We start from the raw sequence: 11782 nt of genomic DNA on the forward strand, positions 1-11782 counted from the left end.
GGCCGATGGCGCAAATCGAGCTGCGGGACGTGGGGCTGAGTTACTTTTCGCCGAAGCAGGAAACCGAAGCGCTGCGGGATGTCCAGGCGTCGATCGAGCAAGGGGAGTTCATCAGCATCGTCGGGCCGAGCGGGTGCGGGAAAAGCACCCTGCTCTCCCTTATTTCCGGCATGCAAAAGCCGACGAAGGGCAAAGTCGAAATCGACGGAAAGGAGGTGACCGGCACTTCTCCCAAGGTGGGGTACATGCTCCAGCACGACCACCTGTTCGAATGGCGGGACGTGCTGAGCAATCTGCTGGTCGGAGCCGAAATTCGCCGCATGAACAAAAAAAAGGCGAGGGAAAAGGCGCTGGAGCTGCTGGAACGTTACGGTCTCGGCGGCTTCGCCCGCCACAATCCGACGCAGCTGTCGGGCGGCATGCGCCAGCGGGTCGCCCTGATCCGAACGCTTGTCGCCGAGCCGGACATATTGCTGCTCGACGAGCCTTTTTCGGCGCTCGATTATCAGACCCGGCTGACGCTTGCCGACGACATTCACCGCATCATCAAAGATCAGGGAAAAACGGCGATTCTCGTCACGCACGACATTTCGGAAGCGATCAGCATGGCGGACCGCGTCATGGTGATGTCCAAGCGGCCGAGCACGATTTCGTCGATCTATCGCATCCGGTTCGAGGAGGGCGAACAGCTGTCCCCGTGGAAAAAGCGCGAAGCCGGCCGCTACAATCAGTATTTCAACGCCATATGGAGGGAGCTGGAAGGCCATGTCGTCACTGCCGGCTAGAGAATTGACCGTCTCCGCGGAGCCGGCTGTCCGGGCCGAACAAGCGGCTTCGCCCCAATACGTCCGCTATTTGCAAAAGCAGAGAAGGCGAAAATGGGCGATCGCTCTGTCCCGCCTGGCGGTGCTGGCCGTTTTTCTCGGCCTGTGGGAGGCTGCCGCGGCGCTGAAATGGGTCGACTCGATGCTGACCAGCCGCCCCTCGCAGCTTGTCTCATCGTTTCGGGAGCTGGCTTTCGACGGAAATCTGCTGCATCACGCCTGGGTGACGACGCTCGAAACGCTGATCGGCCTCGTCGTCTCGATGGCTGCCGGCACGCTGATCGCGATCCTGTTCTGGTGGTCGACCTACGCGTCCAAAGTGCTGGAGCCGTACATGGTCGTCCTGAACGCGCTCCCCAAAGTGGCGCTCGGCCCGATTTTCTACATCTGGCTCGGCGACCGCTACTCGGTGTACGGGATGGCGATCGCGATTTCGATTATCGTGACGATCATGATGATCGAGACGGGCTTTAAGGAAATCAGCAAAACGAAGCTGAAGCTGATGGAATCGTTCGGCGCAAGCAAGCTGCAAATGCTGCGGATCGTGCTGCTGCCGGCCAGCGTCCCGAACTTGATCGCGACGATGAAGGTGAATGTCGGGCTGACGCTTGTCGGCGTCATCATGGGCGAATTTCTGTCGTCCAAAGCCGGGCTCGGCTATCTGATCATCTACGGCGGACAGGTGTTCCAAATGGATATGGTCATGGTCAGCATCGCGATGCTGGCGCTGCTTTCCATTTTATTGTACGGGGTCGTCACTTTGCTTGGGCATTTCGCGTTAAAACGAAACCACTTCGAAGGCTGAACGCATCTTGTCAACTCCCGCCGGACGGGCAGCGGCTTCGCTCCGGCGGACGTTTGCGGGAGAAAGACATAGGTTTTGGAAATCGTCCATATGATCAAGTAGAAGCATTCTTGGTATACAATGCGCCAAAAAGGAGGGTCGAGCTGAAAATGCCGTCCGCATACGAACTGACCCAAATGACTTGGCCGGAAGTCGAGCAGGCTCTGAAAACGGTCAAAATCGCGATCATCCCGCTCGGCGCGCACGAACAGCACGGTCCGCACCTGGCGGAAAGCTGCGATGCGGTGCTAGCCGAGGAGATGGGCAGGCGGCTGGCGGAGCGGCTGTATCCGGAGGCGATCGTGACGCCGACCGTCAATATGGGCGTTTCGCCGCACCATCTGCGCTTTCCGGGCACCCTTTCGCTGGAGCCCGCCACGCTGCTCGCGATTTTGCGCGACATGACCGCTTCGCTCAAGCGGCACGGCATTTGCAACGTGCTCGTGCTGAACTCGCACGGAGGCAATCAGGCGGCGCTCGCCGTCGCCTCCGACACGCTGCCGAGGGAGCTCGGCGTCAACTTTTACTATGCCAAAACGACCGCATCGGCCAAAGACGTCATGGAGCGGCGGATCGAATCGAAGCTGTACGGCCACAGCTGCGAAAGGGAAGTGTCCGAAGCGCTCTATTTGGCGCCGCATCTGGTAAGGCTGGACCGGCTCGCGAAGGGCGATATCCGGGAAGGGAAATGGCGGAAGCTCAGGCCGGGGAATCCGCTGCAAGGTTACTATTATTACGAGGAAATGACAGGCAACGGCTGCATCGGAGACGCGACCAAAGCAAGCCGCGAGCTCGGCGAGGAATTGGTGGAGACGGCGCTCGACCGGCTGGCGGAGGCCGTCCGGGACGTGCTTTAGCATGAAGCCCGCGCTGTTCCTTGCCGCCATCGGCGTCTACTTCGTTTCGGCCCTGCTCCCGGGAGAAGGGCTTGACCGGCTCGCGTCCGTGCTGAGCTTGCTGATCGTGCTTGCGGTTTTTCGGGCGGCGACAGGCTTTGTCCGGACGATCGGCTCCGCGTTTCTGGCCGTCGGCTTGGCGCTGCTGCTGGCAAACCGGGCTTCCGTGCCGGACGCGATATTCAGCTTCGGCTATATGATGAACGTGCTGGGCCTGTTCGCTCTTCTGCCGCTTGTCGCGATCCCGATCGAGCTCGGGCGGTATGCGATCCGGGTGCAAGCGATGATCCGGAGACGAGTCCGCCATTCGGGGACGCTGTACGCGATCACGTCTTCCTTGTCGTATATGTTTTGCGCGTTCATGAATTTGGCCGCGCTGCCGATGGTTCACCAGACGATCCGGCCGTCGCTTGACGCGTATCCGATCGAGGAGCGGGACCGGTTCATCAGCCGGGCCATTACGCACGGCTACAGCCTGCCGGTGCTCTGGTCTCCGATCGCCCCGATCATGGGCATCGTCGTCGAGATGACGGGCGTGCGCTGGGGGGCGATATTGCCGATCGTCATCCCGCTCAGCATGCTGGGCCTTGCGCTCGATTGCGGCATGGGCATGTGGATCGCGAAGCGCCGGGCGAGAAGCCGGAAGGAGCGGGAGGCCGGAACGCCGCGCGGAACCGGGGCAGCCGAACTCGCGGCCGCCGCCGAGCCGCCGGAAGACGGGGACGATTTGGCGAACGGGCGGGAAGCGGGAAAGGCCGCGGGAGAGTCGCCGTCGAATCGGGAGGCGGCCGCGGGATCGGCATCAAGGGCCGCTTGGGCGCTGCCGGACCCGTCCTTCGGTGCGAAAGGCGGAGAAATGCCAAGAAACCCGCTGCAAATCGTATTCGCCATCGTGGCGTTCAACGCGCTTGTCGCGCTGCTGGAGCGAATGACGCAAGCCGGATTTCTTTTGCTGGTGTCGCTATCGGTCGTTCCGTTTGCTTTTGTTTGGTCGGCGCTGCTCGGCAAGGGGAGGTTGTTTCTGAAGGCGGCGGGAGAGAAGCTGCCCGGGCATCTGCTTCGGATGCAGGATTCGTTTTTCGTCTACTTGAGCGCCGGATTCATGATTGCCGCGCTGCAGAGCACGGGAGCGGGGCACGGATTGAACCGGGGCCTTACGCTGCTCAAGGAGGCGATCGGCTCCGAGCCGTTTCTCCTTTTGATCCCGCTCATCCCGTTCCTTCTGGCGTTCGCGGGTCTCCACCCGGCGGTCGGCCTCGCGCTTGCGGCGGAATCGCTCGATCCGGCCGTTCTGGGCCTGTCTCCGGAGCTGACGGCGATCGCCATGCTGACCGGGGCGTCTGCGGCGTTTTTGATGGGACCCTACAACGCGACCGCCGGCATGATGGCGGGGCTGGTCAACCGCAGTCCGTACCGGGTGTCCAACTGGAACGCCCCGTACACGGCCGCTTATTTGGGGTTATCGATGACGGTGTTGATCTTTTTGCACGAGGTCGGAGGGCGGCTTTAGGACAAGCTTGGTCTTTCGATCGTCATGCAACTTAAATAGTCGAGAGGAGATGCTGGATATGTCGACCGTACTGACGAAACCCGAATTCATGAACAAAGAGGACTTCCGCGCCGCGCTGGAAAAAGCGATCGAGGGCAACGCCGTCGCCAAGGCGCCGTTTACGACGATGTGGGCGAACGGGGAGCTGACGAAGGAGCATTTCGCCCGTTGGGTGGAGCAGCACTACGCGTACGTCGGGCCGTTCGCCGAGTATTTGGCCTATGTGTACGCGAATTGCCCGCACGAGGACGCCCGCGACTTCCTGCTGCAAAACATGTGGGAAGAAGAATTGGGCGGCGATCGTCACACGGAGCTGCTGATCCGGTTCGGCGAGGCATGCGGCACGACCCGCGAGCGTATCGTTTCCATGAAGGAGCTGCTGCCGGAAACGATCGGCCTGCAATCGTGGTGCTACCGGATGGCGATGCGGGAAAATTTCCTGTATGCCACGGCCGCCCTCGTCGTCGGGCTGGAATCGCAGGTTCCGTCCATTTACCGCCGGCAAACGCCGACCCTCCGCGAAAAATACGGCTTTACGGACGAGGAGGTGGAATTTTTCGATCTGCACATCGTGTCCGACGAAATTCACGGCGAACGCGGCTATCAAATCGTGCTCGAATACGCGCGGACGGCCGAGGAGCAGCAGCGCTGCATCCGGATCGTCGAAGAAGCGACGAAGATGCGCCGGATGTACCTGGCCGGCATTTCCCGCGAATTTCTCGGCGCGTGAAGGGATGCGATCGATGCGGCGGATGAAAATCGCCGTTTTCGCCGCGGCATCGGCAGCGTGGGTTTGGAGCCGAATAAGGGCGTCGATGCCCGAAATCGAGAAAACGCGAATCGAAAGGAGTGCGTTATGGCAGTCGAAACGGCGATCCGAACGTACAGAAATTTGATCGGCGGCGAATGGACCGAATCGGCAAGCGGCCGCACGTTTGAAAGCGCGAATCCCGCGAGGCGCTCCGATATCGTCGGCCGCTTTCAGGCGTCCGTCGCGGCCGACGTCGAGCAGGCGATCGCGGCGGCCGACAAGGCGTTCCCGGCATGGAAGGCGACGCCGCCGGGCAAGCGGGCCGAGCTGCTGTACAAAGCGGCCGATTTGCTCGAAGCCGATGCGGCGAAAATCGCGGAGGAAATCACGCGCGAGGAGGGCAAGCCGCTTGCCGCCGCCAAGGCGGAAGCGAAGCGGTCGGCGCAGACGCTGCGCTACTACGCTTTCGAGGGGCTGAACATCGCGGGAGCGACGCTGGCCTCCGATGACCCGACGACGTTCGTCTATACGAAAAAAGAACCGCTCGGCGTCGTCTCGGTCATTACGCCCTGGAACTTTCCGCTAAGCATTCCGGCCCGCAAGATCGCCCCGGCGCTCGCCGCGGGCAACACGGTCGTCTTCAAGCCGGCGTCGGACACGCCGCTCGTCGCGCTGCGCCTTGCCGAAGCGCTGCATGCCGCCGGTCTGCCGCCGGGCGTGCTCAACTTCGTCACCGGCCCGGCGTCGGCGACGGGAGCGACGCTCGTCTCGCATCCCGCCGTCAAGGCGGTGACGTTCACCGGCTCGACCGCCTCGGGGGAGAGCATCCGGCGCAGCGCGAGGCTGTCGACGCGCCTGCAAATGGAGCTCGGCGGCAAAAATCCGCTGCTCGTGCTCGAAGACGCCGACATCGGGCATGCGGTCGAGCTTGCGATCAAAGGCGGGTTCGAGCTGACCGGGCAGGCGTGCACCGGCACGAGCCGGATCATCGTCATGGAGCGGGTGCATGACGAGTTCGTCGAGCGGCTCGTCGAGGCGGCGAAAGCGCTCGTCGTCGGCAGCGGCCTGGCGGCCGGCGCGGATATCGGACCGCTGGCCAACGAAAGCCAGCTCCGCAACGTGCTGGACTACATCGAAATCGGGAAAGCCGAGGGGGCGAGGCTTGCTTTCGGCGGCGAATGGCTGCGGGAGGGGGAGTACGCCGAAGGCTATTACGTGCGTCCGGCGATCTTCGCCGGGGCGAAGCCGGAGATGCGAATCGCCCGCGAGGAAATTTTCGGCCCGGTTCTCGCGGTCCTGAAAGCAAAATGCTTCAAGGAGGCGGTCCGGATCGCCAACGACGCCGAGTACGGCTTGTCGGCTTCGATCGTCACGTCCGATTACAACCGGATGCAGTATTTTATCGACCATATCCAGTCGGGGGTGGTCAAGGTGAACCGGACGACGACCGGCAACGCGATCAACGCCCCGTTCGGCGGCGTGAAGCTGTCGAGCACGGCGACATTCCGCGAATCCGGGAGGGACGCGCTCGATTTTTACACCTGTTCGAAGACCGTATACCACGGCGTTCAGGAGCTGAAATTTTGCTGCGGCAAGTAAGGGACGGTCGCGGAAGGAAACGGCGAGGAGGGCGGCAAAAATGAAATCGGCGCTCAAGCTGGAGCTTGAGGAAGCGAAAATCATGGTGGAAGCGGCGAAAAAGGCGGCGGCCGGCGCGAACGCGCTGCAGTCGATCTGCATCGTCGACGAGGGAGGATACGTCATCGCGTTGGAAAGGATGAACGGGGCGCGCATTACCGGTCCGGAAATCGCCATCGCCAAAGCGTTCACGGCGAGCGGGCACAAACGCTCAACCCATCTGTTCACTCGGCCGGGGGGACCGGCGACCGTGACGGGGGAAGCGTTCGGGATCCATGCGATGATGCCCGGGAAATTCGCGATTTTCGTCGGCGGGTTCCCGATCGTCGTCAACGGGGAGGTGATCGGCGGCGTCGGCGTCAGCGGCGGAAACGGGGAGCAGGATATTGCCGTCGGCACGGCCGCGCTTGCCGCGCTGCAAGCGCATTTGGGTCCCGATTACGAAGTGCGGGTCGAGGCCGACATCAAGCTGTAATCCGGGCAAAGGAGGAACGAATTCGGTTGAAGCGGCCGCATGAATGGGCTACACTGGGGAAAACAGCATGCGGAGGTATACCAGATGCCAGATGCGCCGCTCGTATGGAAAGAAGAAGAATTGAGCCCGATCCGGGACAAAGTTTACGAATATATCAAGCAATCCATCGTCGCGGGCGTTTACAAGTCGGGCGACCGCATCGTCGAGCGCGAGCTTGCCGACCAGCTGAACGTCAGCCGCACGCCGATCCGGGAGGCGCTGTTTCGCCTGGAAACGCAAGGCTTCGTCAAAACGCTGCCGCGCAAGGGCGTCGTCGTTTCTTCGCTGTCGCCGGAGGAAATCGTCGAGATTTTTACGATATTATCCGCGCTCGAAGGCCTGGCGATGAAGCAGGCCGCGCAGAAGGCCGACGCCGCGCAGCGGGAGGAAATGAGCCGCATTCTCGAGGAAATCGAGCAGGCGCTGGCGGCGCCGGACAACGATTTCGAAAAGGAGCGGTGGAAGTTCCATTTTGCCATCAACGACGTCGTTTGCCGCGCCGCCAAAAGCCCGCGCCTGGCCGCGATGCTGGACGATCTGTCCGACTATATCCGCTCGTTCGTCCAGGTGGGGTACGATCTCCCCGGCCGCCAGCGCAAGGCGACCGAGGAGCATCGGGATTTGATCCGGGCGGTGCGGGACGGAGAGGCCGATCTGGCGGAAACGTATATCAAAGTTCATCTGGAAAACGCCAAAAAGGCGTATTTGGAGGCCCTCGGCAAAACCGCGGGATAGGATGAGTTGGAGGTTGCTTTATGCCTGCGATTACCCTGCATCACAACGGACGGATTTATCGGCAGGAGGTCGAGCCGAACAGCAACCTGGTCGTACTGGCCGGAATACGCAAATTTCCGAACTTGAAATACGGCTGCGGGATGGGCAAGTGCACGAAGTGCGCGGTCCGGGTCCTGTCGGGAGCGGAGGGACTTCCGGAGCCGAATTGGAAAGAAACCAAAATGCTCGGCGACAGGCTAGCGGGCGGATACCGTCTTGCCTGCCAGCTTTTTATCGCGCACGATCTGGAAATAAGCCAGGATTGAACGCGGCCACGAACGGAGGGCATTCGCAAAATGAGCCAATATGTCATGCTTTCGACGACGGAACGCTATCGCACGGTTACCGAAAACCCGTGTCTCGAGAAGGTGGCGGACTACGAGTATTACTTTTTCGGCAAGAAGAAGACGACCTTCTCCGTTTGCAAAATCAAAAACCCGGACGCCCGCATCGTCATCCAGGGGGTTGCGGAAGTGTTTCCGGACAACAGCATCCCGCTCAAGGTGTTCCCGAAATTCGAAACGACGGCCGAGATCGAAAAGGAAATCTACGAGCTCGATATCGACGAAGAGAGCAAAATCGTCAAAGTGGGCTGAGGCGTTTGCCGCAACATTCGGTTCGGCGACGGCGAGGGACAAACGATGAACCGGCTGCCGAGGACGACAGCCGGTTCGTTTGTTGGAGGAAGGAGGCTTCGCTACTGCGCCGCCTGAATGCGCCGCTGGGCGATTTTGTTCAGCCGTTCGAGGTCTTCGTCGCCCCACGCGATCGTCACGTCGCCGCTGACGAACGTCTGACAGGCGAGCCGGTAGCCTTGTTCGAGCCATTCCGGACCGAGCCGGTCGACTTCCTTCTTCATCGTTTTGGACAGAAACTCGAACCCGTCGACGATGCGCACCTTGCAGGTGCCGCAGATGCCCCCTCCGCATTTGTAAGGGACGGAGCCCTCGTAGCGGATGGACGTTCGGAGCAGGTTGGCGTCTTGGGCGACTTCGATCGATTTGCCGGAAGTTTGGAAAGTGACGGTCGGCATGCGGAATCCCTCCTTATGGGTATATGCCCAGTTTACCACAAATCAATGGCATTTGGTATACCAAATACAATTTGCGTGATAGGATGCAGCTATCGAAAGTAGCCCTTTCGCGGCGGGGGAGGAAGGTTCGCATGGAACAAGCAAGGGTCGGACTGATCGGCTTCGGAGCGATCGGCAGAGATATTGCGGCAATGCTTGGGGAAGGGAAGGCGGGACGAGCGAGGCTCGTCGGCATCCTGGTCCGCAATCCGGACAAGGTTAGGAAAGATGAGGCCGGAGACGGCGTGTTGGTCACGAACGAGGCGGCGGAGTTGTGGCGTTGCAGGCCGGATATCGTCGTGGAATGCGCGGGCCATGCCGCCGTTCGCGGCTATGCGGAAGCGGCGCTCGCCGAAGGCGCGCACCTGATCGTCGTCAGCGCGGGGGCGCTGGCCGACGAAGCGCTGCTCGCGCGCTTGACCGCCGCCGCCGCGGAAGCGGGGCGGCAGGTGCTCGTTCCGTCGGCGGCGATCGGCGGGCTCGACCGGATTGCGGCGGCCAGTCTCGGACCGATGGGGGAGGTGCGGCTCGTTACTCGCAAGCCGCCCGCCGCCTGGATCGGAACGCCGGTCGAGCGGCAGATCGATTTGGCCTCGTTGTCCGAGCCGGTTTGCGTATTCGAAGGCGCCGCCCGGGAGGCGGCGAGGCGGTTTCCCGAGAGCGTCAACGTTTCCGCCGCGCTCAGCCTAGCCGGCATCGGAATGGATGCGACGAGGGTGAGCGTGCATGTCGATCCGACGATAAGCCATAACGCGCACCGCATCGAAGCCGAGGGAACGTTCGGGCGAATCGAGCTCGAAGTCCGCAACGCGCCGTCCGCCGCGAATCCGAAAACGGGCGTCATCGTCGCGATGAGCGTCGTCAAGGCGATTCGCCAGTTTACCGCCCCGATCGTGATCGGGATATAAGCCGTGCCGAATCGTCTGCGCCCCCGGCTACCACTGAATGAGCATGCCGCGCGATCCTCTCGCGGTCGGCGGAGCGCCGGTCCGGTCGACCATTCGTTGAATCGCGGACGAAGCCGGAATCGACGTGTCGGCCGCTTTCGCGCCCAACGCGTCGGCTTCCTTTTCCAGATGGGGACTTTCGTTCAGCAACGCCCCGGACGCCGTCCTCCCCGTGGGAGCGACCCGTCCGGCCTTCTGCTGGACGACATGGGCAAGCTCGTGCCCGATCATTTGCTGGCCTTTCCGGCTGAACGGATCGTACTGGCCCGGCGCGAAGTGAATATCCGTGCCTTGCGCGTAGGCAAGCGCCCCGACCTGGGCGGCGGAAGCGGAATTCGGATGGATGGTGACGTCGGAGAAGTCGGCATCCATGGCCATCTCCATCTTCGCCTGAACTTCCAGCGGCAGCCGGTTCGGGTCGGCCAGCCGCTGCTTCGGCGCGGCCTCGGACCGATCGGGGTTCGGGTTCCGAATCATCTGCAGCGCGGCCTGATTGCCGGCCGCGCCCGGCCATTCGCCCGTCGGCCAAGCGCCGCGCCCGTCCGTCTGCCCGCCGGGCCGCGCCGGGCCGGCGGACGAGCGCGCCGAGCGGGGGGCTCGGCGTTTTTGCCCGGCATGGCGTCGGCCGGGGCTTTTTTATGTTCGCGGGAACGTTTCACGAATCCACGCCCTTCTCTCCAAAAAATGGCTGACTCTAGTATACCTCGAATCCGGCTCCGAAGCATGCTCCCCTTACTTATTTTTAAACTAAATTTAAACGGCGAAAGGTTGATTTTGAGCATACGGGCAAGTAAACTCCTAAGAGCGGCGGAATGCCGACATGATGTCGCCGGCCGGGAGGTTCCATGCTCGAGTCTTACCTGTTTCCGATTTCGTACGCGTTTTTGTCTTTTCCCGCGGCGGCGCTGCTGTTTACGCTGCCGTTCCTGATCGTGCAATACCGCAGGTACGGCTACGTTCACAAAGTCCGGGCCGTAACGCTGTTTTTGTTCCTGCTATATTTGCTGAACGCCGTTTATTTGATCCTTCTTCCGCTGCCCGCAACGATCCATAACGATCCTCCGGCGGCGGAATCCTACGCGCAATGGATCCCCTTCCATTTCGTGCAGGATATTCTGAACGAGACGGCCGTCGATTTCGAGCGCCCCGCGACCTACTGGCTTTTGCTCAGGGAACGGGCTTTCCTTCAGGTCGTCTTTAACGTGCTGCTTACGGTGCCGTTCGGCATCTTTTTGCGGTATTATTTTCGCGCCCGCTGGGCGACGTGCCTGGCCTGGTCGTTCGGGCTTTCGCTTTTTTTCGAGGTTACGCAGGTGACGGGCATTTACGGCATTTACGACTATCCTTACAGGCTGTTCGACGTGGACGACCTGCTGGCCAATACGGCCGGAGGCATCGTCGGCTACGTTGCGGCGGAATGGCTGTCGAGGGTGCTGCCGGCGGTCGACAAGCTGGACGAAAATGTCGACCTGTCGAAAAAAAGGGTGATTTACACGCGCAGAGGCCTGGCCTTTATGCTGGACTGGATGATCCTGCTGCCTGCCCATGTCGCGTTTTACGCCTTGGGGATTCCGGTCCCGTATATCGTCCTTATCGTCTTCTACTTTATCGTCCTGCCCTATTTCACCGAGGGAAGGACATTCGGCAAGTGGATGGTGCGCATCCGGCTGAAGGGGAAGGGAGAACGGATCGGCATCGGCGAGCTCGGCGCCCGTTACGGCCTGCTGTATGTCCTGGCGGGAGGGCCGAACGTGCTGTTCGTCGTCTACGGCGTTCGCTATTTTCCGAAAGCCTTGCTGATGCTGTACGCCGTCGGCCTGTTCGCGCTCAATGCGGCGTTTGCCGTTCATTTGCTGAAGTGCCTGTTCAACCGGAACCGGCGTCTTTTTTACGAGGTTCGGAGCGGGACGAGCCATGCGGTGGACGGACCGGGGGATCGGGCGGAAGCCGGCAAAAAGGATGAAAACTGACGT

The 11782-nt window shown here is 61.4% G+C and carries 14 protein-coding genes; 12 read left to right on the forward strand and 2 right to left on the reverse strand.

Going from position 1 to position 11782, the window contains the following annotated elements; genetic code table 11:
* The first annotated feature begins 5 nt into the window (after window positions 1-5).
* The 10 genes from JW799_RS14715 to JW799_RS14760 all read left to right on the forward strand — a co-directional run bounded on the left by JW799_RS14715 (window position 6) and on the right by JW799_RS14760 (window position 8386).
* Window positions 6-785, forward strand: a complete 780-nt coding sequence (locus tag JW799_RS14715) for an ABC transporter ATP-binding protein (RefSeq protein ID WP_080834769.1) — start codon at window positions 6-8, stop codon at window positions 783-785.
* Window positions 766-1629 carry an ABC transporter permease gene (locus tag JW799_RS14720; protein ID WP_205430453.1) on the forward strand — a complete coding sequence of 288 codons (864 nt, stop codon included), beginning with the start codon at window positions 766-768 and terminating at the stop codon, window positions 1627-1629. The genes JW799_RS14715 and JW799_RS14720 overlap by 20 nt, the downstream gene beginning before the upstream one ends.
* Before the next feature lie 149 nt (window positions 1630-1778).
* Complete coding sequence (locus JW799_RS14725) at window positions 1779-2525, forward strand: creatininase family protein (protein WP_080834765.1); 747 nt, start codon at window positions 1779-1781, stop codon at window positions 2523-2525.
* Between the two features lies 1 nt (window position 2526).
* Entirely contained in the window at window positions 2527-4074 is a 1548-nt protein-coding gene (locus tag JW799_RS14730; RefSeq protein ID WP_080834763.1) for a hypothetical protein, read from the forward strand.
* Between the two features lie 58 nt (window positions 4075-4132).
* A complete protein-coding gene (locus JW799_RS14735) occupies window positions 4133-4843 on the forward strand; it encodes an iron-containing redox enzyme family protein (RefSeq protein WP_080834761.1) in 711 nt (236 codons plus the stop codon).
* Window positions 4844-4969: 126 nt separating this feature from the next.
* Window positions 4970-6463 carry an aldehyde dehydrogenase family protein gene (locus tag JW799_RS14740; protein ID WP_080834759.1) on the forward strand — a complete coding sequence of 498 codons (1494 nt, stop codon included), beginning with the start codon at window positions 4970-4972 and terminating at the stop codon, window positions 6461-6463.
* A gap of 40 nt (window positions 6464-6503) precedes the next feature.
* Entirely contained in the window at window positions 6504-6977 is a 474-nt protein-coding gene (locus tag JW799_RS14745; protein WP_080834757.1) for a GlcG/HbpS family heme-binding protein, read from the forward strand.
* Window positions 6978-7061: 84 nt separating this feature from the next.
* Window positions 7062-7751: a GntR family transcriptional regulator gene (locus tag JW799_RS14750; RefSeq protein ID WP_080834755.1), complete on the forward strand. Its 690-nt coding sequence runs from the start codon at window positions 7062-7064 to the stop codon at window positions 7749-7751.
* A 20-nt stretch (window positions 7752-7771) separates the two neighbouring features.
* Complete coding sequence (locus JW799_RS14755) at window positions 7772-8056, forward strand: 2Fe-2S iron-sulfur cluster-binding protein (RefSeq protein WP_080834754.1); 285 nt, start codon at window positions 7772-7774, stop codon at window positions 8054-8056.
* Between the two features lie 30 nt (window positions 8057-8086).
* A complete protein-coding gene (locus JW799_RS14760) occupies window positions 8087-8386 on the forward strand; it encodes a hypothetical protein (RefSeq protein WP_080834752.1) in 300 nt (99 codons plus the stop codon).
* 101 nt (window positions 8387-8487) lie between these two features.
* On the opposite strand, the gene JW799_RS14765 is transcribed toward JW799_RS14760, so the two are convergent.
* Window positions 8488-8823 carry a 2Fe-2S iron-sulfur cluster-binding protein gene (locus JW799_RS14765; RefSeq protein WP_080834751.1) on the reverse strand — a complete coding sequence of 112 codons (336 nt, stop codon included), beginning with the start codon at window positions 8821-8823 and terminating at the stop codon, window positions 8488-8490.
* Window positions 8824-8954: 131 nt separating this feature from the next.
* Between JW799_RS14765 and JW799_RS14770 the strand changes: the two genes are divergently transcribed.
* Complete coding sequence (locus JW799_RS14770) at window positions 8955-9770, forward strand: aspartate dehydrogenase (protein WP_080834749.1); 816 nt, start codon at window positions 8955-8957, stop codon at window positions 9768-9770.
* 27 nt (window positions 9771-9797) lie between these two features.
* Here the strand turns inward: JW799_RS14770 and JW799_RS14775 are convergent, their stop codons facing one another.
* On the reverse strand, window positions 9798-10286 hold the full coding sequence (locus JW799_RS14775; protein WP_205430454.1) for an eCIS core domain-containing protein: 489 nt from the start codon (window positions 10284-10286) through the stop codon (window positions 9798-9800).
* Window positions 10287-10654: 368 nt separating this feature from the next.
* Here JW799_RS14775 and JW799_RS14780 point away from each other — a divergent pair, with 368 nt between their 5' ends.
* The gene (locus tag JW799_RS14780; protein ID WP_080834746.1) at window positions 10655-11779 is read left to right on the forward strand and encodes a VanZ family protein; all 1125 of its coding nucleotides are present in this window, start codon (window positions 10655-10657) and stop codon (window positions 11777-11779) included.
* Window positions 11780-11782: the final 3 nt, after the last annotated feature.

Source organism: Cohnella algarum (assembly GCF_016937515.1).
GTDB classification, from domain to species: Bacteria; Bacillota; Bacilli; order Paenibacillales; family Paenibacillaceae; genus Cohnella; species Cohnella algarum.